This is a genomic window from Mucilaginibacter sp. P2_A4, from assembly GCF_056405015.1.
Map to the genome: position 1 here is coordinate 185,442 of NZ_JBFUCX010000007.1, position 20,214 is coordinate 205,655.

Genomic DNA, 20,214 nt, shown 5'->3' on the forward strand with positions numbered 1-20,214 from the left:
TTTGGAGATTGCTTCGTACCTCGCAATGACGCTTTTTTAAATAAATTACTAAAAAAATTAGTATTTTAAAATAAAACATTTATATTTGTTGAAGAAAATTTGAAGATGGCTAACATAGATAAAAATAACTCGGATAAATTAAAAGCATTACAGCTTACACTGGATAAGCTTGAAAAATCATACGGAAAAGGTACCATCATGAAATTGGGTGATTCCGTTATTGAGCCTACAGAAGTTATATCAACCGGTTCTTTAGGGCTTGATATTGCATTGGGTGTTGGTGGCTTACCTAAAGGTAGAGTTATTGAAATATATGGCCCTGAATCATCTGGTAAAACCACGCTTGCTATTCATGCCATTGCCGAATCGCAAAAGAAAGGTGGCATCGCGGCATTTATTGATGCGGAGCATGCTTTCGATCGTTTTTATGCCAAGAAATTGGGCGTTGATGTGGAGAACCTATTGATCTCTCAACCCGATAATGGTGAGCAGGCCCTGGAAATTGCTGATAACCTGATCCGTTCAGGAGCTATTGATATTTTAGTTATTGACTCTGTTGCCGCGTTAGTTCCTAAAGCGGAGATTGAAGGCGAAATGGGTGACTCAAAAATGGGTCTTCATGCACGTTTAATGTCACAGGCTTTGCGTAAATTAACTGGTACCATCAGCAAAACCGGATGTTGCTGTATATTCATTAACCAGTTGCGCGATAAAATTGGTGTGATGTTTGGTAACCCCGAAACTACAACAGGTGGTAACGCTTTAAAGTTCTATGCTTCGGTACGTTTGGATGTACGCCGTATTTCGCAGATTAAGGATACCGACGAGGTTTCTGGTAACCGCGTAAAAGTGAAGATCGTTAAAAATAAGGTGGCGCCGCCGTTCCGTATTGCTGAGTTTGATATTATGTTTGGTGAAGGTATTTCTAAAGCCGGCGAGATTATTGACTTAGGTGTTGAGTACAACATTATTAAAAAAGCAGGTTCTTGGTTCAGCTACGGCGAAACCCGCCTTGGCCAGGGTCGTGATGCGGTTAAACAACTGATATTGGATAACCCGGAACTGATGGAAGAATTGGAAGCTAAAATTAAAGAAACCGTTACCGGCGAGCATTTAGCCGAGGTGTAGTTTTTGATTTCGGATTTCGGAATTTCGATTTCGGATTTTTATAGATATAAAAGGCCTTCTGTTTTGGGAGGCCTTTTTTATGGATTTATTTAAACTGACAGGATCATGTCACTGTTCGGATTTTCAAAAATCAAGTGTTCGGGGTGTTCGGACCGGGTTGTTTTATGAGAATTAACTTATTGATTATCAATGCATAGTGTTTTGGACTGAATAGTCCGAACACTTAATTGATTGATTATCAGAAATGTTGTTTTTAATGGATATCCACTGATGACAATACCCTCATAAAAGCGAACACCTTTATAAATGCGTTGTCGCCTTTGCCAGCAAGCTAAAACCACTCTCCTAATCAACCTAATCCAACCACTCACTATATAAAAGCTTCATCTTTAAGTAATAAATCGCCGGGCCTCCAATTCGCTAATTCAATAATTATTACATTAGCTTTTGATGAATAAACTGGTTGTATTGCTGCTATTTGTGCTGATGTTTCAGCTTTCGGCTTGCTTTACAAAATCGACCAATTCGGGCAAGGCAGTTTTTAATATTAACCTGGAGGAAGGCCTCACGTCGCTCGATCCGGCTTTTTGCCGCAACCATTATACCATTTGGATGGATAACCAGGTTTTTAACGGGCTGGTACAGATTAATGATAGTTTAAAAGTTACTCCCTGCATTGCCAAAAGCTGGCAGGTATCGGCCGATGGTTTACTTTACACTTTTCACCTGCGCAATGATGTTTATTTTCATGACGATCCCCATTTTGCAAATGGCATCGGGCGTAAAGCTGTAGCGGCAGATTTTGTTTACAGCTTTGGTCGATTGATTGATCCAAAAGTGGCCTCATCCGGCTCCTGGATCTTTAGCGATAAGGTGGATGATAAGCGTGCATTCTCGGCTCCTGATGATAGCACGTTCTTAATAAAGCTTAAACAGCCCTTCGCGCCATTTTTGAGTATGCTTACGGCCCAGTATTGCTCTGTAGTGCCAAAAGAGGTGGTGGATTTTTATGGTAAGGATTTCAGAAGTCATCCCATAGGTACAGGTCCTTTTAAACTGAAGTATTGGAAAGAGGGTGAAGTGCTGGTACTGCTAAAAAATGATAAGTATTGGGAGTTTGATAGTAAGGGTAAACGGCTACCATACCTGGATGCTGTCAGGGCTACTTTTATTGCCGATAAGCAAACCTCCTTTTTGGAGTTTGTGAAAAAGAAGCTCGACTTTTTGAATGATATTGATGGCAGCTACCGCGATGATATTCTTACCAAATCGGGCAAGGTAACGCAAAAGTATAAGGGCAAGTTCATCCTGAATACAGCGCCGTATTTAAATACCATGTACCTGGGGATCCTGGTGGATAGTAACCTGGCCATTGTGAAAAAATCGCCCCTGAAAATATTGAAAGTGCGGCAGGCTATAAACTATGCTATCGACAGGCAAAAGATGATCAAGTATTTGCGCAATAGCATGGGTACACCGGGGTACTCGGGCTTTATACCGCAGGGTATGCCTGGCTTTGATGGTAAATGTGTTAAAGGGTATTCCTACGATCCGGAAAAAGCGCGGAGGCTATTGGCAGAGGCCGGTTTCCCAGATGGTAAAAACCTGCCCGAAATATCGTTAGCCACCACTGTTGGCTATCGCAGCCTGATAGAGTATGTACAAGGTCAGCTGGATAGGATCGGTATTAAAACCAGCGTAGAAATTACCCAGGGCGCCAGTTTGCGTGAGTTAGTATCCAAAAACGGCATCAACTTTTTTTACGGCCAATGGATAGCCGATTACCCGGATGGTGAAAACTACCTGTCGGTTTTCTACTCCAAAAACAAAATTCCTTATGGCCCTAATTATACCGGCTTTAACAATAAAAGGTTTGATACATTGTTTGAACAAACTTACCACGTAAAAAATGATTCGGCCCGATATGCGCTGTACCAGCAAATGGATAACCTGGTGATGGAGCAATCGCCGGTGGTGGTATTGTATTATGATAAGCTGGTGAATTTATATCAGAATAATATCTCGGGTTATAGTTTAAACGGACAAAATCTATTGGTGTTGAAGAGGGTGGTGAAGGGGCTTTAAACGCTTGAAAGGGACTACTGTGAGGAGATAGCTTTTTAGTGAAAGAAAATGTCATTTCGACCGAACAGGCGTGGGGAAAAAGAAGAGGGGGAGGAGAAATCTTATACGACCTGCATGTTCGCTTGTCGCTTATATAAGATTTCTCCTCACCCCCAGCGCTCAATTCCTACTTTGGTTCGCTCGAAATGACAATCGGTTTTGTTAATTTATAAGGTACAAAAGATGTATTTACGTAGATGAAGGGGGGGCACATAGATTGTCACTGTATTATTTATCTGTATACTTCAACGCATCGGCATTTACTATAGCTGCCTGGTTATTCTTGGTGGCATCGGTGCCTAAAATAACCACCGCATCTGCACCAACGGTTTTGGCATATTCTGATAGTCTTTGCTTTACAGCTTCCTGCTTCGGGTAATTTTCGCAGGTTAAATGGCCTATAACCTTGTATTCCCTTTTAACATCATGGGTAGAATAATAGATTTCTACAGATGTAGTAGGGCTCAGCCTATCGCCAAAATAAGTAATTGGAACAGCACAGGAAGATAGCAATAAGCAAATACCTGCAGTAAATGAATAATGATTTTTCATAGCCCGATTGTTTAGATTAGTTAGACTAAGATACAGCCGGGTGGTTTACTGAATATTGTGTAAAAGTGATATTACAATAAATAATAACCAACAAAAAACAACGAAAAGTGGAGCAATTAGCTTGACGCTTTTTAAATTCGTAGCGAGCGTAGGTTGGAATTTAAATACTTAATGAGTAGTGTTCATTTTTGCTCTTTATTAAATATTTAATAATAGCGGGTTTGGTTGTTAAATGCCCTTGTAATGTTCCGGTCCAAAAATCTGTTATTATTTCATTTTTATATCGTATCAAAACAAGGTGTTGAGTTTCTGCAAATCCTCCTGTAAGATAACTGATAAAATATAGATTTTTACTTTTGCCCTGGCAAATAAGCTGCCGGTTTGGTAATTGATCGTTTTGGTCGCAGCAGCAATTCCAATCTTGTCCGGGTCTTGCTATAGTAAAGTTGACATTGCCAAAGGATTCTAAAAAGGACTTAACAAACCGTGGCATATCCCCCAATTTATTGGACGAAGACAAACTTGTTTTTTGAAGATCAGTTATGAATGCCTGCAAGTTTTTATTTTTAATGATAACTATTTGATTGATAGAAATACTATGTTCATGGTATTTAACGCTGCTAACTGAATTTATTGGGCTTACACGAGACTGTTTAACTAAATTCTGCTGTGCATGTGTATGAATCGTAATTAGCAATAAAATAAGAATACCCGGTATGGTTCGCATAGTGTATTGATTATAGGCATAGTAAAGTTAGTTAATTGGCCAACAAAAAAGCCTCCCCAAAGGGAGGCTCATATAATTAGCTTTCAGCTTTAACCTTTCGGCTTTCAGCCTTATTAAGATGCCATTTGTTTACGGATGATGTTCAATGCGCCACCTGCTTTAAACCACTCAATTTGCTGAGCGTTATAAGTATGGTTAACCGCGAATGAATCAACAGAACCGTCTTTATGGTTTAATACTACGGTTAACTGTTTGCCTGGGGCAAATGTTGTTAAGCCATTGATATCAATCACATCGTCTTCTTGAATCTTATCGTAGTCGTTGTTATCTGCAAAGGTGATACCCAGCATACCTTGTTTCTTCAGGTTGGTTTCGTGGATACGGGCAAATGATTTTACCAGTATGGCACGTACACCCAAGTGACGTGGCTCCATGGCCGCGTGCTCACGTGATGAACCTTCGCCATAGTTTTCGTCGCCTACTACTATTGAACCAATGCCATTTGCTTTGTAATCGCGTTGAGTAGCTGGTACAGGTCCGTATTCGCCGGTTAATTCATTTTTAACGCTATCTGCAGTGTTGTTAAAGTAGTTGATAGCACCAATCAGCATATTGTTTGATATGTTATCCAGGTGACCACGGAACTTTAACCACGGGCCAGCCATAGAGATATGATCGGTAGTACATTTGCCTTTTGCTTTAATCAGCAATTTGAGGCCTTTAATATCGGTACCTTCCCATGCGGTAAACGGCTCCAATAATTGCAAACGCGCTGATTTTGGATCAACCAATACCTGCACCTGGCTGCCATCTTCGGCAGGGGCCTGGTAACCGGCATCTTCAACAGCATAACCTTTAACCGGCATTTCAATACCCAATGGTTCGTCAAGCTTAACTTGTTCGCCATTAAGGTTAGTTAAAGTATCGGTAAGCGGGTTAAAAGTTAAATCACCTGCAATAGCCAAAGCAGTTACAATCTCTGGGGATGCTACAAAAGCGTGGGTATTAGGGTTACCATCCTGGCGTTTAGCGAAGTTACGGTTAAAAGATGTGATGATAGAGTTTTTACGCGTAGGATCGTCTGTATGACGTGCCCATTGACCAATACAAGGTCCGCAGGCGTTAGCCAATACTACACCGCCCATTTGGGTAAATGTATCCAGGTAGCCATCACGTTCAACGGTGTAACGTACCAGTTCTGATCCTGGTGTAATGGTAAACTCTGCCTTGGTAGTAAGGTGTTTATCAATTGCCTGTTTTGCAATAGAAGCAGAACGGGTGATATCTTCGTAAGATGAGTTGGTACAAGAACCTATCAAGCCAACTTCTAATTTTGCAGGCCAGTTGTTTTCTTTAACCGCGGTAGCAAATTTAGAGATAGGCCAGGCCAAATCCGGTGTAAAAGGACCATTGATATGTGGTTCCAGCTCAGATAGGTTGATTTCGATAACCTGGTCAAAATATTGCTCAGGGTTTGCGTAAACTTCGTCATCGCCGGTTAAGTGCTCAGCAACGGCGTTTGCAAGCTCGGCAATATCAGCACGTTTTGTTCCGCTTAAGTAGGTCGCGATTTTTTCATCGTAACCAAATACAGAAGTGGTTGCACCAATTTCGGCACCCATGTTACAGATGGTACCTTTACCTGTTGCAGAAAGTGAACGTGCACCTTCGCCAAAATATTCAACAATAGCACCGGTACCACCTTTTACAGTAAGGATACCTGCTACTTTCAAAATAACGTCTTTAGCTGATGTCCAGCCAGATAATTTACCGGTTAATTTAACACCGATAAGCTTAGGGAATTTAAGCTCCCATGGTAAGCCGGCCATAACATCACAGGCATCGGCGCCACCAACACCAATAGCAATCATACCTAAACCACCCGCGTTTGGTGTATGTGAATCGGTACCGATCATCATACCACCCGGGAAGGCGTAGTTTTCAAGAACAACCTGGTGAATAATACCGGCTCCTGCTTTCCAGAAACCAATACCATATTTATCTGATACCGAAGCCAGGAAATCATAAACTTCACGGTTGATATCGATAGCTGTATGTAAATCTTCAACTGCGCCAACTTTTGCTTGTATAAGGTGATCGCAATGTACGGTAGATGGTACAGCAACCTGCGGACGGCCAGCCTGCATAAACTGCAATAAAGCCATTTGCGCCGTTGCATCCTGCATGGCTACACGGTCTGGAGCAAAGTCAACATAGTCAACACCACGGCCAAATGCTTTTTGGGCATCGCCTTCAGAAAGGTGGGCGTATAGTATTTTTTCGGTTAAAGTTAAATGTTTACCAGTCGCTTTACGGGCAGCATCCACACGGGTGCTGTAGCGGTCGTAAACTTTTTTGATCATATCTAAATCAAAAGCCATTTGTATTTGATTTTTAGGTGAAAAGTAAAAGAATTGACACTAAACCCCTTGATAGGAGCGTAGTGCGGCGAATTTACAAAAATTACAACTAAAAGCTGTTAGTCAACCGGGTAAATGTTATTTGGAGAAATTCTAAATAAGTTGCTTCCCTGTTTAGTTTTTCACCAGCTTATAAATGCCCCCATTTGCATTTTCCGGCCCGGTATCTGCATTGGTAAGTACATACACTTCGCCTGCAGGGTCTTCACCAAATCCTAATATTTTTGAGTTAGCGGGGATGTTTTGCAAAGTAATTTTACCACGTAGCCATTTAGCACCTGCTTTTTGTAAATAAAACACCTTTCCTACCCAATCGGCAAACACATATTTGCTTTTCAAAGCGGGCAATTGTGTGCCGTTATAAACATAACCACCAATAACAGATATACCTTCCGTATGGCTATATTCGGTAATTGGCATGGTAATACCCTTAATATCACAACCGCTGGCAGGATTATAGCAATGCGTTCCTTCCATCAGCCTCCAACCGTAGTTGGCGCCCTTTGTTACAATATCAACTTCTTCCCACAAATCCTGACCAACATCACCGGCAAACAATTGCCCGGAGGCCTTATCAAAAGAAAACCGATAGGGATTACGGAAACCATACGCCCATATTTCTGGCTTTGCGTCTTTTCGGTCAACAAAAGGATTGCTTTTTGGTACTACGTATCCAGATGCGGCATTAACATCAACCCTCAGGATTTTTCCAAGCCAGGTATTGATGCTTTGCCCGTTCCCAAAGTCGCCATGCTTATCGCCCTGGCCGCCGCCATCCCCAAATGAGATGTACAAATAACCATCTTTGCCAAACTGTATACAGCCGCCATCATGATTTCCGGCTGGTTTCTCGGCTGAGAGTATGATTCTGCCGCTGTTAACGTCAACCTGGTTTGAATTTGGCGACAATTTATATTCGGCTATAACATCCTTATGATCCGATGATTGGCTTGACGCCGCGCTGTAAAAAACATAGAATTTTTTATTTGACTTAAATTGAGGGTGCAGGCAAATTCCTAACAATCCGCGCTCTTCATATCCTTTATTTACTTTTAGCATTTTGCTCCTGAGGTCAAGCAAAGGCTCTTCAATTAACTTTCCATTTTTTATTACCCGTATTTTTCCGGGTTGCTCGGTTACCCAGATATCGCCATTGCCAGGAAATGTTAGGGCTGTTGGCGAATACAATTTATCGGCGATGGGTTGTACTTTTAACGTAATGAGAGCTGGCTCGTCGCTTTTTTTAACCGGCTTTATTTCGTGTAAAACATAGGACGGCAATACGCATACCGCAATGCCCAAACACAATAGGGCGGTTAAAGGAAGATGTTTTTTCATAGGGTTTTATTTGTATTGATTGGTTTAATATTTGGTTATGATCAATGCGTAAAATCAAACCACAGCGTGCCGTTTACCGGTTCGCCGTTAATATGATTTGTTTGGCTTTGTGGCCCCATTACTTTTGCCGCCTGAAACTTGGTACCAATAGGGCTTATGGCATTTAAAAACCCGATACTGCCCTCGGGAAAAGCGGGCTCAACGTTATTATTGCTAAGCGCATCTTTTTCCCTGGCCGGGTGCAGCATTTGCAGGTACATGTTTTTATCGGCTGTATAAACAGTGAACGGTGATTCTTTATTTTCTATCACCACCCAGTTAACTTCGGCATGGTAACCTTTAAATTCGGGGTATCCCCAGGTTTCACCCGTGATAGCGTTATTATAAGCTTTATGCCAAACGCCAAACTGCTGCCCTTTCAGCCTGTTTTTCCAAACCCGATAAGGGCCCTGGCCAAGCCATTTCATGCCGGTAATTTTTTCTTCGGGATAATTGAATGTGATCCCGGTAAAATCAGCATCACCCTGCTGGGCGTGTTGGTATTCCAGTTTAACAGGGTGGCCCGGCGTGAATGTCCATTTTATGTGTAATGCTCCTCCGCCCTGGTAATCGGCTTCGATAATATATTGTTTGTTAACGGCTTTATGCGTAAACAGTTTTAAGCTGGTATTTACGCCTGCCAAAACTGGTCCGCCTGATAAAGAGATAGTGCCTGCAGGTTTAACAACCTTTTGAATATATCCGGTAGCTTTATCAAAATAATAGCTTATCCCATCGCATTGTATACGAAGGGATTGATCTGTTTCGTCTGTTTTTATTGCTGATTTAACGGGCGTTGACGCAATTTTACCGGCGATAGTTGCCGGACTGGTGATTGCCCAGCTCCATGTAAATATTTCTTTCTTATCCGGCCCGTAAGCGGTAAGATAAAGCGCGTCGCTTTTTGACCACGATGTTGGTAAGGCTAAATTTAATAACCCTTTTTCGCCTGGTTTAAGATCGGGAGCTGCCGGTAAGCCGGTTGCATTTACAATGTCTGCCGTAGTTTTATCATGTGCCGATGGAAATTTAACCAGTTTCCATTTAAATGAGCATTGGTTAAGGTTAGTAAAGGAATACCTGTTTTCGACGGGGATTTTCCCGTTGAAGTTTGCATTAACAGGCTGAGGATTTATATAAACCGGCGACCAGATCTCTTTAATGGCATAAAAGCTGCCTTCCTTTTCGCGGTGCGGACCAACAATGCCATCGGGGGCATGGTTCCCATCAGAATCGTAGGTGTTGTTTTTATCTGTACGGATAACAGCTTCATCCAAAAGCGCCCAAATAAAACCACCGCCTCCATGAGGGTGTTTCACCATAAGGCCCCAAAAATCATCCAGTCCTGCTGCCGCTCCGCCGTCGTAAAGGCCGTGCATAAATTCTGTAGGGAAAAAAACTTCCTGCCCGGTAGCCACCGCGTTAACAATGTAGTTGTAATCGGGGTAATGCTTGGTATCGGTACCGTTAAACTTTTCCCATGGGTGTATCACGGTGCGTTTTTGAGGGTCGTATAAGGCATAGTCGTTGTCTAATCCCCGGTTCCAGCCGCCCTCGTTACCATTATCCCAAAAAAGGATTGAAGGGTGATTTACATCTCTTACTACCAGTTCTTTAACTAATTTACGGCCGGCTGTAGTATCATATTTAGCTTGCCAGCCGGTTAGTTCATCCAGCACATACAGTCCTAAGGAATCGCACACATCCAAAAAATCCGCATCAGGCGGATAGTGCGACATGCGTACCGCGTTCATGTTCATCTGCTTCATTAGCTTAACATCCATTAAATGAACATTATGACTCAAAGTACGACCGCTTTCGGGCCAGAAACTATGGCGATTGCTGCCTTTCATCATTATTTTGGCGCCATTTACATAAAGCGCATCATTTGGCCTTAACTCAACTGTGCGGAAGCCAAACTTTTGCTTAACCCGGTGAATAACCCCCTGTTTGTTTTTAATAGCTACTATAACCTGGTACAAATTAGGAAATTCGGCACTCCATAATAGTGGCTTGCTAAAGTTTGATTTTAGGTCCAGATGTTCATCTGTGGTGTTCGCTTTAATAGCAAATGGTTTACCTAAATTTTCACCATTTAGCTTTTGTACCTGGGCTTCAATAGTTTCGTCGCCTTTTAAGTTTTGGGGGTATACATCGAGCTGAAATGAACCATCGGCCTTGGCATTTACGGCAAGCCTTTCAATAAAAGTGCCTGGTACAACTTCCAGGTAAACAGGACGGTAAATGCCTCCAAAAACCCAGAAATCACTGTTCCTGCGTTCTGCATCATTTACAGATGAATTTGCCGATGTTTTATCAACAGTAACCTCGAGCAGGTTTTGCGCATTGGGTTTTATTAATTCGGTGATATCGTATTTGAAGCGATAAAAACTGCCCTGGTGTACCGATCCGGCTTGTTTACCGTTAACCGTCACTTTGGTATCAGTCATCGAGCCTTCAAAAACAATAAATATTTTCTTATCCTTCCAGTTGCCGGCAGTAAATTCGTGTTTATATAATCCCTGTTCGTTAGCTTTAACTTTATCGTGCCCGTAGTTGTATGTGCCAAAACACTGCAGTTCCCAGTTAGAGGGGACGTTAATTTTTGTCCATTTATTGCTGTTTCTCCCGCCGGTGCAAAAGAAATCCCATTGCACGGTATGATCTTTATCCGTGCCTGAGAGGTATTTAATAGCAGTTTCCTGTGCTAATGCAGCAGAAACGATGAGCATGAACAAAATTGGAAGGATTGTCTTTTTCATTGTGGTTTAAGTATGTTACTTTTTAGGCTATGATGGCGTAATTATTCTGTCAATCAATAAATTGATCGAATAATTTTATACCGCTGACAAGATTAATTACTACTGAACAACAAAAAAAGAATATGTTCAATTAAAACTACGCAATCGTTGCCGGAAGAATTTTGAACCCACAATTAAATAAATTCTTCAGGGATTAGGGCGTTAAAACTATATCCCGCTTTACTCCAAGTCTCCATCGCCCTTGGCAAAACATATTCCAGCCTCTCAAAAGCTTTCAAGCTATCATGAAAAACTACAATTGATCCGGCTTGGGTATGTTTCAATACATTTTTAAGGCAATCTTCGGGTTTTAAGTTGATGTCGAAATCGCCGCTTAGCACGTTCCACATGATGATCTTCACATTGGGTCGTGCTGTTTTCAAATCTTTCACCTGCTGTTTTTTAATGCGCCCATATGGCGGCCGAAAGAGATCGGTATCCAATAATTTATCGGTGAGTAAAAAATTATCGAGGTAGGTTTTGTTATCTGTTTTCCATCCTTTGAGGTGATTATAGGTATGGTTACCTATGGCATGACCATCTTTTACAACCTGCTCAAAAATATCCGGATGCTTGCCTACATTATCACCAATGCAAAAGAATGTGCCTTTGGCCTCATATTGTTTTAAAATATTTAATACAAAGGGTGTAACAATAGGTATAGGTCCATCGTCAAAAGTGAGATAAATGCAACGGTTGCTTTGGTTTACGTTCCAAATTAGTTCGGGATAGAGCTTTTTTAACAGCCATGGAGTTTTAACCAGGTACATATCAAATAAAAAAATAAATGTTAAATTTTCCGATATATAGAAATCAACATTGCAATGTAGTAAACAGTTGCTTACCATTGTATAGAAAAACCTTATGAAACCAAAATTACTATTATCACTTAAAGCAACTGTTATTTGCACCATACTGTTTTCGTCGCTAAGCTTCAGGGCTAAGGCGCAGGAAGTGATATCCTTGCAAAAAGCAGTAAACCTGGCTTTGGAGCGCAACCTTAACATCAAGCAATCGCAATTTACTGAGGCTTTGGATGATGAAACCTTAAAACAATCAAAATATAACCGGTTGCCAAACCTTACGGCAGGCCCCCAGGCTTCATTCAACTTTGGCCGTAATATTGACCCTTCAACCAACCAGTTTATCAATCAGCGTATTTTTGCCTTAAATGGTACTATACAAAGCCAGGTAACCTTGTTCCAGGGTGGGCAGCTGCGCAATACCATCATTCAGAACAAGTTATTATTGGATGCGGATAAAACAGCGACAGCAAAAGTAAGGAACGATCTTATTTTAAACGTGGTTACTACTTATTTGCAGGTATTAACCAACCAGGATTTGGTAGTAGCCGCTCAGCAGCAAATTGATGTATCGAAGATAACTTTAGACAGGGCTCAAAAAAACTTTGATGTCGGTAACCAAACACTGGCAGATCTGTCTCAGGCTAAAGCAACTGTATCTACTGCAGACCTGAATTATACCAATGCCCAAAATGCCTATGAAATTTCATTGCTCACGTTAAAGCAATATATGGAAATGGGTCCGCAGGAAAATATAGTTGTGGAGAAACCGGATATCAGTAAGCTAACCGACATTCAAACATTATATAATGCGGAGGAAGTTTTAAAAACCGCTCAATTGGTTAACCCTGATCTGCTGTTGGCAGAGCAACGGGAAAAAGCTACCCAACAGGGAATTAAAATAGCCCAGGGTAATTATTACCCAAGCCTGGTATTATTTGGGCAATTGGGTTCAAATTATTCTGACGCACGTACTTTGTTTGGCGGCGTTACACCTACAGGCAGGGTAGATACCATTGGCTTTGTGAATGGTAACCGCAACCAACCCGCAACATTACCTAATGTTGCCCCGGTATATAATAAGTACCCGTTTTTTAAACAGCTTAGCGATAACTTTAATCAGTCGGCAGGGGTTAGTTTACAGATTCCTATATTCAACCGCTTTAGTGCACGTACATCGGTGCGTAAAGCAAAAATTCAATACGAAAGTGCAAGGTTAACCACACAGCTGGCCCGCAACAACCTGAGCAAGATTATTTACCAGGCCGTATTGGATGTAAAAGCTGCCGAAAAATCATACCTGTCATATACGCAAACTTACCAGGCTAATAAAGAGGCTTTTAATATTACCCAGCAGCGCTATAATGTTGGTTTGGTAAACTCGCTTGACTATAATACCTCTTTAACCAACCTTAATAAATCGCAGTTTGATATGATCAACGCACAATATATGGTTGTGTTTAGGGCAAAAGTGATTGATTACTATCTTGGCAAACCGATATCATTATAAATAAAAAAATCTAAAACCGTAAATATCCAAACTCATAATCATGGGAAAAACTACTAAATATATTCTGATAGGGCTTGGCGCTCTGGTCGTTCTGCTGATCATAGCTAAAGCGACCGGCTTAATTGGTAAACCGCCTTTAACACAGGTTGCTACCGAAAAAGCCGATGTACGTGAAATTAATGAAACGGTATCTGCCAGTGGTAAAATTAAACCACATATTGAAGTTAAGATAAGCCCGGAAGTATCTGGCGAGGTAGTAGAATTGCCTATAAAGGAAGGCGACGTGGTTAAAAAAGGCCAGTTGCTATGTAAAATCCGTCCGGACATTTTAAAGTCTGGTTATGATCGTGCCATTGCATCATACAATACCCAAAAGGCAAGTGTAGGTAACTCTGGCCAGATGTTGAAACAAGCCGAGGCAACTTTTAACAACCAGGCTGGTATTTTTAAACGCAGCCAGGAACTTTATAAAAATAAGGTACTTACCGTATCAGAGTATGAAAACGCTAAAGCGGCTTTTGAAGGTGCAAAAGCATCACTTGAAGCAGCAAAACAAAACGTTATAGGTTCTCAATATGGTTTGGCACAATCTTCAGCATCAGTTAAAGAAGCACAGGATAACCTGGCCAAAACAACCATTTACTCTCCGGTTGATGGCGTGGTATCAAAGCTATCAATTGAATTGGGCGAGCGTGTTTTAGGAACCCAGCAATTTGCAGGTACCGAGATCATGACGATATCTGATCTGAGCAAAATGGATGTGAATGTGGATGTAAATGAAAACGATATTAACCGCATCTCTTTAGGTGATTCATCTAATATCGAGATCGACGCGTTTTTAGGCAAAAAGTTTACCGGGGTAGTTTCTGAAATAGGAAGCTCGGCCAACGTAGTTGGTACAACTGCCGACCAGGTAACTAACTTCACGGTTAAGGTGCGTATCAATGCTGCATCATATGTGGCCTTGCTTAAAAAGACTGCGGATAACCCTTCACCTTTCCGCCCTGGATTGACAGCTACTGTAGATATTAATACAAACCAGGTTAAATCATTATCGGTGCCCATTCAATCGGTTACAACCCGCGAGGAGAAAAAAGAACAGAATGGTCCGCCAAAGAAAGATGATGATAAAAGCAAACCGCAGTTAACACAACCATCAAAAGAATATGTTTTTGTTTTAAACGGCACCAAGCTTAAACAAATACAGGTAACTACCGGTATTCAGAATGATACCTACATCCAGGTACTAAGTGGCCTTAAAAGTGGCGATGAAGTTGTATCGGCTCCGTATGCGGCCATATCAAAAACACTTGCCGATGGCATGGTGGTTGAAAAGGTTGACAAAGCGAAGTTATTTAATCCGGATAATAAGGATGGCAAAAGTAACTAGGGAGTAATTATCTATATAATAACAAAGCCGCGACCATTTAAGGTTGCGGCTTTGTTGGTTAATGAGATCCTTCACGATGCTACCCATGATAGGTTGTAGAATCCCAGACTTACGAAGTTTCAAAAACTTCGTAAGCCTTTGCCGTTCGTTGTTTCTCATTAAGAGTTTCGTGGAATTTCATCACTCAGGATGATAAATGAGAAGGATGGTATACCCCTACATTACCCCCTGTAAGCTCAGCACAGCCTGATCTAAAAAGTTAGGGATCAAGGTTTTTTGCGTATGGGTTATCTTTTCAGGATCGGCAAGGTGCTGCAGCATTTCTTTATATTTTACATCACCATGCTCGTTGATCACTTCTTGTTTCTTTTCGTCTTTTAACAACAGGTTTCGCATACCGTTGGCATCAGCTTCCGGGTGAAACTGGGTCGAAAAAAAATACTCATTAAAACGGATAGCCATCAAAGCCCTGGGCAAATCAACATGAGGGCGTTCTTTTTCAATAGCTACCAATTGCATGTTTAATTCCTTAAACCGTTTTTGGTTCGGGTTTATCACCTGCCAGCTACGCGAATCCACGGCATAGAATGGTTCGGCAAGGCCTTCAAAAACAGGCTCGTTAAAGCCTTGTTCAGTTTTATGTACGGGTAATACCCCAAATGAGGGGGAACGACGGGTATTGATATCGCCCAATTCGTACTTACGGCACATCAGCTGGAAGGAATGGCAAACAAACAGGCCATGCTTTTTATCTGTTGTATTGGATAGGTTATGATCTTCCAATCTGTCTGTCAGCCTGAAGAATTTTTTCTCCCACTCCGTTCCTTCGTCCAGCGGGCTACCTGGACCACCGCTCGAAATGTAGATATCAAAATCAAGCCCCGGTACTTCGCAACCTCTGCGAACATCAAAAATTTTGTAGGTAATATTTAAATTGTGCTGCGCCTTATACCTGTTTAAAATATCCTGGAAACCGCGCATCCCCTCGTTTGCTATCCCATTGTACAGATCAAGTATGGCTACTTTTATTTCCGGTTTCATAAGCCCCTTCTAAATCTCCTCCGCCAGCAGGCGGAGAGACTTTCGTTTTTTAATATATATAAAAGCCCTTCCGTTAACTAACGGAGAGGGGCGGGGCCGTCTACAACCCCTTCAACGTTTGCGAGGTAATGTAATCAACCACGTCTTCAAAGTTATTATTTTGGTGGTAAACTGCCAACTGCCTGTCGGCGCCTGTGCCATGTTCCAGTATTTTATGCACATATTGCAAGTCATCGCGCGAGCCAAGCTCGTCAACTACATCGTCAACAAAATCAAGTAGTTCCAATACCAACGACCGCGTATTTACTTCCATTTCTTTACCAAAGTCGATCATTTTACCATCGATACCATAACGCGCGGCACGCCATTTATTTTCGTTTATGAGTGCGCGGGAGTAGGTAATAAATTTCATGTTTTGCTGCCTTAGCTTATAAAGTTTGGCGCACAAAGCCTGGAAAAGCGCTGTAAAGGCAATGGTTTCATCAACCAGCATAGGGCAATCGCAAATGCGGAATTCAATGGTTTCGAAAAAGGGATGTACCCGGATATCCCACCAGATTTTTTTGGCGTTATCAATGCAATTGGTTTTTACCAACAGCTTGATGTAATTATCATACTCCTCAATGCTGCTGAAGTAATCAGGAATGCCGGTACGTGGAAATTTATCAAACACCTTTGTACGGAATGATTTGAACCCTGTATTACGCCCTTCCCAAAAAGGCGAATTGGTTGATAGCGCGTAAACGTGCGGTAAAAAGTATCTCACCTGGTTGGCAATATGAATAGCCATATCCCGCGATTGGATGCCCACGTGAACATGGAGCCCGAAAATAAGGTTTGAGCGCGCAGCATCCTGCATTTCATCCACTATTTCAAAATAGCGTGGGTGGTCGGTTATCAACTGGTGCTGCCAGTGCGAGAACGGGTGCGTTCCCGCTGCGCCAATCCGTAAACCGATATCACCAGCCAGTTGTGCAACGGTGGAACGCAGTTTACCTACTTCCTTGCGGGCTTCCTGGGTATTTTTACAAATGTGGGTACCCACTTCTACTACGGCCTGGTGCATTTCGGCCTTCACCTGGTCTTCATGGATCTTTTGCGCGCTATCCACAATTTTTTGCTCATGCGATTTTAGCTCCCTGGTAACAGGGTCAATCACCATAAATTCTTCTTCAACACCTAAGGTAAACTTGTTCATAATTGGTTAGGTTATATTTTACCTATCGCCTGTGTCCTCACAGGCGATCATAATAGTTGCCTGTGAGGACACAGGCAACGGGATATAATTGTTAATAAACAAGTTGTCATTTCGAACGAACGGGGGCTGGCTTTGAGCCTGGGTGTGAGGAGAAATCTTCTACGCCTGGCCCGCCATTTACATAGTCGGATTAGCAAACAGTATAAGATTTCTCCTCGTACCTCGTTCGAAATGACATCCGTTTATTTTTTGGCTTTCTTCGGTTCTTCTACTTTTTTCGCTTTTACCACCTTCTCCTTCTTCACTTTTCCCTCTGCCTCAATAGTATGGTCAACTGCGGCAACAGTTACATCGGCCTTAGCGGGTTTGGCTTTTACACTTACTAACGGCGTTTTAGCTGCTGATGTTTTTACATATTCGCCCCAGGTAAGATTATCCAACCCGTCTTTTTGTTTTTTGGCGCGTTCAATGGCATAGTCCGCAGCAGTTTCAACTACCCATTCAAAGTTTTCCTGGCCTACACTGGTCACTTCGGCATCGGGTGCGGGGTTGCAAAAATCAATAGCGTATGGGATGCCATCGCGGATAGCAAACTCAACTGTATTAAAATCATAGCCTAAAAACTGGTTAAGCTTAATCACATAATCCTTAATCGTTTCTAATAGCTTTTTAGATGCAGGTGCCTTGCCGTGCTCATAACGCAGGTGATGTGGGTTGCGTGGCTCGTACTGCATAATGCGCACATGTTTGCCACCAATGCAATAGCAACGGAAGTAATCGTCAAAAACAACCTCCTCCTGCAGCATCATCACATACTGCTTGGTTTTGTTGTATTTGGCAAAAAAATCTTCCTTATTTTCTAATCTATAAACTTCTTTCCAGCCACCGCCATCAAAAGGTTTCATGTAGGCCGGGAATCCAACGTAGTTAAAGATTCCTTCCCAGTGCAACGGATAGGCCAGGTTACGGAACGATTTATCTGTAGTATCATCTGGCAGGTCCTTTGAGGGCAGAATTACGGTTTTTGGAACCGGAATACCAATTTTTACAGCAAGGGCGTTGTTGAAAAATTTTTCGTCGGCGCTCCACCAAAAAGGGTTGTTGATAACGGCCGTACCACAAATAGCTGCGTTTTTTAATGCCGCGCGGTAGAATGGGACGTTCTGCGAGATCCTGTCGACGATCACGGCGTAATCCAGTGGCTCGGCCTGTATAACTTTATCAATGCGTACAAATTCTGCTGAAATGTTTTTCTCAGCTTTTTGGTTTATCCTATCCACAAATGCCTGCGGGAATGAATTTTCCTGTCCGAATAAGATGCCTATTTTTTTCATAGTGTTGTTCAGTTTGCAGTTGCCTGTTTGCAGTTTGCATTTGAGGCTCCTGGCTGTTTATGTGTAGATTTTAGTTTTAGATTTTAGTTTTAGATTTTATTGTTTTTTGTCTTGATTCCTGACTCTTGTTTCTTGATTCTATTTTATCGTGGATAAATAATGCGGAAACATTTCTTTCCATATCGGCCAGTCGTGATTGGCATTTGGGCGGATATCCAGCCAATGGTTAATGCCTTTTTTGTTTAAAATGTTTGATAGCTGGATGTTATAATCTTTACAGATGTCCCGCTCGGATGTGCCGAGGATAATATTCATCTCCCATAATTCGCTCCGGTCGCTGCCTGGCAGGTAATCTACCGGGTTGTTATAGAAAATATCATCATTGTAAAACCCATCAGTAAACATTTTGATATCAAATGCGCCACCCATGGTGAATAAATGCGCCACTTTTTCGGGATGTTTAAAAGCGAAGTTGGCAGCATGATACCCACCGAAACTGCAGCCTGCCATAGCCACTTTGTTTACTCCGGTTTCATGCATGGCCCAGGGTGCAAGTTCGTTTACCAGCATTTTATCGTACCAGCTGTAATTGCGGGCGCGGTCGGCAGGGTGAATGCCTTTGTCATACCAGGTACGGTCATCAAGCGTATCGGGGCAATAAATTTTTACCAGTCCTTCATCTACAAACCATTTTACGCTATCTATCAAGCCAAAATCCTTGTTTTGATGAAAACGACCTTTAGTTGTGGGGAAGAGAATAACAGGAAATCCCTTATCGCCGAACACCAGCATTTCAACGTGTAAGTTTAAGTTTGGCGAGTACCAGCGGTGATATTTTTCTGTCAAAATGGTCGGTTTATGTTTTCAGAGATGTAAGTTAAGTGGTTTAACTGAAAATGGCAACTAACTGATAAATTAATACGTTAGCTTAATAAATAAAAAACATAGCGTACTTTTGCACCCTTTAAATTTAACATAGAATGTATTTGGGCTGGGCTGAAACAGAGATGACGATTACTGAAAAAATAATAACTATAAACTCCGGGCTGCTGAAAAGGGAGGTAACTTGTACCATTTTAATGCCCGATGAACAGGAAATTGCAGGGCCTTTAAGTCTGTTGTTACTGAACGACGGCCAGGAGCTTGAAAGTCTTGGATTGAGCCAAACGCTGGAGCAGTTATACAACAGTAATCGCCTAAAGCCAGTGTTGATTGTAGCCATACATGCCGGTGAAGACCGCTTACAGGAATACGGTGTTGCAGGCAGGCCCGATTTTAAAAACCGCGGTGCAATGGCTGATATTTATACTCAATTCGTCATCACCGAACTGTTGCCGCAGGTTAAAAATTATACGGGCATCAACGAGTTTGAAAGCACCGCTTTTGCAGGCTTTTCTTTAGGCGGATTATCGGCCTTTGATATTGGCTGGAACAATGCAGATATATTTGATAAGGTGGGTGTATTCTCGGGTTCGTTTTGGTGGAGGAGCAAAGACCTGGCTAAAGGTTATACCGATAATGACAGGATAGCACACGCTTTGGTTAGAGAAACCGTTGATAAGCCAGATTTGGAATTTTGGCTGCAAACCGGTACTAAAGACGAAACCAGCGATAGGAATAAGAACGGAATTATTGATGCCATTGATGACACTATCGATTTGATTAAAGAACTGGAAGCAAAAGGCTATTCACGCCCCGAGGACATTCAATATGTAGAGGTGGTTGGGGGCAATCACAATGCCGAAACCTGGGGTAGGGTAATGGGTAAGTTTTTGAGTTGGGCTTATGGCCGATAGCTGGATGATGAAT

Annotated in this window: 15 protein-coding genes; 5 read left to right on the forward strand and 10 right to left on the reverse strand. The window is 42.0% G+C overall.

The features are described from left to right. Positions 1 to 105 precede the first annotated feature (105 nt). Together recA and AC1DYB_RS14925 are read left to right on the forward strand one after the other, a co-directional pair. Positions 106 to 1,128: a recombinase RecA gene (recA, locus tag AC1DYB_RS14920; RefSeq protein ID WP_295720980.1), complete on the forward strand. Its 1,023-nt coding sequence runs from the start codon at positions 106 to 108 to the stop codon at positions 1,126 to 1,128. A 450-nt stretch (positions 1,129 to 1,578) separates the two neighbouring features. Next, positions 1,579 to 3,213: an ABC transporter substrate-binding protein gene (locus AC1DYB_RS14925; protein ID WP_477436078.1), complete on the forward strand. Its 1,635-nt coding sequence runs from the start codon at positions 1,579 to 1,581 to the stop codon at positions 3,211 to 3,213. Between the two features lie 267 nt (positions 3,214 to 3,480). Here AC1DYB_RS14925 and AC1DYB_RS14930 read toward each other — a convergent pair whose 3' ends face one another. From AC1DYB_RS14930 to AC1DYB_RS14955, 6 genes are all read right to left on the reverse strand, one after another. Further along, positions 3,481 to 3,804 (reverse strand): hypothetical protein, encoded by a 324-nt coding sequence (locus tag AC1DYB_RS14930; protein ID WP_295720977.1) that lies wholly within the window; start codon positions 3,802 to 3,804, stop codon positions 3,481 to 3,483. A gap of 160 nt (positions 3,805 to 3,964) precedes the next feature. Next, positions 3,965 to 4,531 carry a hypothetical protein gene (locus AC1DYB_RS14935; protein WP_477436081.1) on the reverse strand — a complete coding sequence of 189 codons (567 nt, stop codon included), beginning with the start codon at positions 4,529 to 4,531 and terminating at the stop codon, positions 3,965 to 3,967. 113 nt (positions 4,532 to 4,644) lie between these two features. Then, the gene (locus tag AC1DYB_RS14940) at positions 4,645 to 6,912 is read right to left on the reverse strand and encodes an aconitate hydratase (RefSeq protein ID WP_477391743.1); all 2,268 of its coding nucleotides are present in this window, start codon (positions 6,910 to 6,912) and stop codon (positions 4,645 to 4,647) included. A gap of 153 nt (positions 6,913 to 7,065) precedes the next feature. Next, positions 7,066 to 8,289: a PQQ-dependent sugar dehydrogenase gene (locus AC1DYB_RS14945; protein WP_477436083.1), complete on the reverse strand. Its 1,224-nt coding sequence runs from the start codon at positions 8,287 to 8,289 to the stop codon at positions 7,066 to 7,068. A 41-nt stretch (positions 8,290 to 8,330) separates the two neighbouring features. Continuing rightward, the gene (locus AC1DYB_RS14950) at positions 8,331 to 11,090 is read right to left on the reverse strand and encodes a glycoside hydrolase family 2 protein (protein ID WP_477436085.1); all 2,760 of its coding nucleotides are present in this window, start codon (positions 11,088 to 11,090) and stop codon (positions 8,331 to 8,333) included. A 173-nt stretch (positions 11,091 to 11,263) separates the two neighbouring features. Continuing rightward, complete coding sequence (locus tag AC1DYB_RS14955) at positions 11,264 to 11,899, reverse strand: polysaccharide deacetylase family protein (protein WP_477436087.1); 636 nt, start codon at positions 11,897 to 11,899, stop codon at positions 11,264 to 11,266. Positions 11,900 to 11,993: 94 nt separating this feature from the next. Here AC1DYB_RS14955 and AC1DYB_RS14960 point away from each other — a divergent pair, with 94 nt between their 5' ends. Next, entirely contained in the window at positions 11,994 to 13,442 is a 1,449-nt protein-coding gene (locus tag AC1DYB_RS14960; protein WP_477391739.1) for a TolC family protein, read from the forward strand. 40 nt (positions 13,443 to 13,482) lie between these two features. Beyond that, complete coding sequence (locus AC1DYB_RS14965) at positions 13,483 to 14,832, forward strand: efflux RND transporter periplasmic adaptor subunit (protein ID WP_477391738.1); 1,350 nt, start codon at positions 13,483 to 13,485, stop codon at positions 14,830 to 14,832. 216 nt (positions 14,833 to 15,048) lie between these two features. Here the strand turns inward: AC1DYB_RS14965 and AC1DYB_RS14970 are convergent, their stop codons facing one another. The 4 genes from AC1DYB_RS14970 to AC1DYB_RS14985 all read right to left on the reverse strand — a co-directional run bounded on the left by AC1DYB_RS14970 (position 15,049) and on the right by AC1DYB_RS14985 (position 19,251). Next, a complete protein-coding gene (locus AC1DYB_RS14970; protein WP_477436090.1) occupies positions 15,049 to 15,873 on the reverse strand; it encodes a type 1 glutamine amidotransferase in 825 nt (274 codons plus the stop codon). 100 nt (positions 15,874 to 15,973) lie between these two features. Beyond that, complete coding sequence (locus AC1DYB_RS14975) at positions 15,974 to 17,071, reverse strand: carboxylate-amine ligase (RefSeq protein ID WP_477436092.1); 1,098 nt, start codon at positions 17,069 to 17,071, stop codon at positions 15,974 to 15,976. Between the two features lie 242 nt (positions 17,072 to 17,313). Further along, positions 17,314 to 18,405, reverse strand: a complete 1,092-nt coding sequence (locus AC1DYB_RS14980) for an ATP-grasp domain-containing protein (protein ID WP_477436094.1) — start codon at positions 18,403 to 18,405, stop codon at positions 17,314 to 17,316. 138 nt (positions 18,406 to 18,543) lie between these two features. Next, positions 18,544 to 19,251, reverse strand: coding sequence for an alpha/beta fold hydrolase (locus AC1DYB_RS14985; protein WP_295720966.1), 708 nt, complete (start codon positions 19,249 to 19,251; stop codon positions 18,544 to 18,546). A gap of 161 nt (positions 19,252 to 19,412) precedes the next feature. Here AC1DYB_RS14985 and AC1DYB_RS14990 point away from each other — a divergent pair, with 161 nt between their 5' ends. Further along, positions 19,413 to 20,201, forward strand: coding sequence for an alpha/beta hydrolase (locus AC1DYB_RS14990; RefSeq protein ID WP_477436097.1), 789 nt, complete (start codon positions 19,413 to 19,415; stop codon positions 20,199 to 20,201). The last annotated feature ends 13 nt before the right edge of the window (positions 20,202 to 20,214 follow it).

What these genes read in the sequence shown, in the direction of transcription:
- recA (WP_295720980.1), top strand. Translation starts at nt 106, where the DNA reads ATGGCTAACATAGATAAAAATAACTCGGATAAATTAAAAGCATTACAG.
- AC1DYB_RS14925 (WP_477436078.1), top strand. Translation starts at nt 1,579, where the DNA reads ATGAATAAACTGGTTGTATTGCTGCTATTTGTGCTGATGTTTCAGCTT.
- AC1DYB_RS14930 (WP_295720977.1), bottom strand. Translation starts at nt 3,804, where the DNA reads ATGAAAAATCATTATTCATTTACTGCAGGTATTTGCTTATTGCTATCT.
- AC1DYB_RS14935 (WP_477436081.1), bottom strand. Translation starts at nt 4,531, where the DNA reads ATGCGAACCATACCGGGTATTCTTATTTTATTGCTAATTACGATTCAT.
- AC1DYB_RS14940 (WP_477391743.1), bottom strand. Translation starts at nt 6,912, where the DNA reads ATGGCTTTTGATTTAGATATGATCAAAAAAGTTTACGACCGCTACAGC.
- AC1DYB_RS14945 (WP_477436083.1), bottom strand. Translation starts at nt 8,289, where the DNA reads ATGAAAAAACATCTTCCTTTAACCGCCCTATTGTGTTTGGGCATTGCG.
- AC1DYB_RS14950 (WP_477436085.1), bottom strand. Translation starts at nt 11,090, where the DNA reads ATGAAAAAGACAATCCTTCCAATTTTGTTCATGCTCATCGTTTCTGCT.
- AC1DYB_RS14955 (WP_477436087.1), bottom strand. Translation starts at nt 11,899, where the DNA reads ATGTACCTGGTTAAAACTCCATGGCTGTTAAAAAAGCTCTATCCCGAA.
- AC1DYB_RS14960 (WP_477391739.1), top strand. Translation starts at nt 11,994, where the DNA reads ATGAAACCAAAATTACTATTATCACTTAAAGCAACTGTTATTTGCACC.
- AC1DYB_RS14965 (WP_477391738.1), top strand. Translation starts at nt 13,483, where the DNA reads ATGGGAAAAACTACTAAATATATTCTGATAGGGCTTGGCGCTCTGGTC.
- AC1DYB_RS14970 (WP_477436090.1), bottom strand. Translation starts at nt 15,873, where the DNA reads ATGAAACCGGAAATAAAAGTAGCCATACTTGATCTGTACAATGGGATA.
- AC1DYB_RS14975 (WP_477436092.1), bottom strand. Translation starts at nt 17,071, where the DNA reads ATGAACAAGTTTACCTTAGGTGTTGAAGAAGAATTTATGGTGATTGAC.
- AC1DYB_RS14980 (WP_477436094.1), bottom strand. Translation starts at nt 18,405, where the DNA reads ATGAAAAAAATAGGCATCTTATTCGGACAGGAAAATTCATTCCCGCAG.
- AC1DYB_RS14990 (WP_477436097.1), top strand. Translation starts at nt 19,413, where the DNA reads ATGACGATTACTGAAAAAATAATAACTATAAACTCCGGGCTGCTGAAA.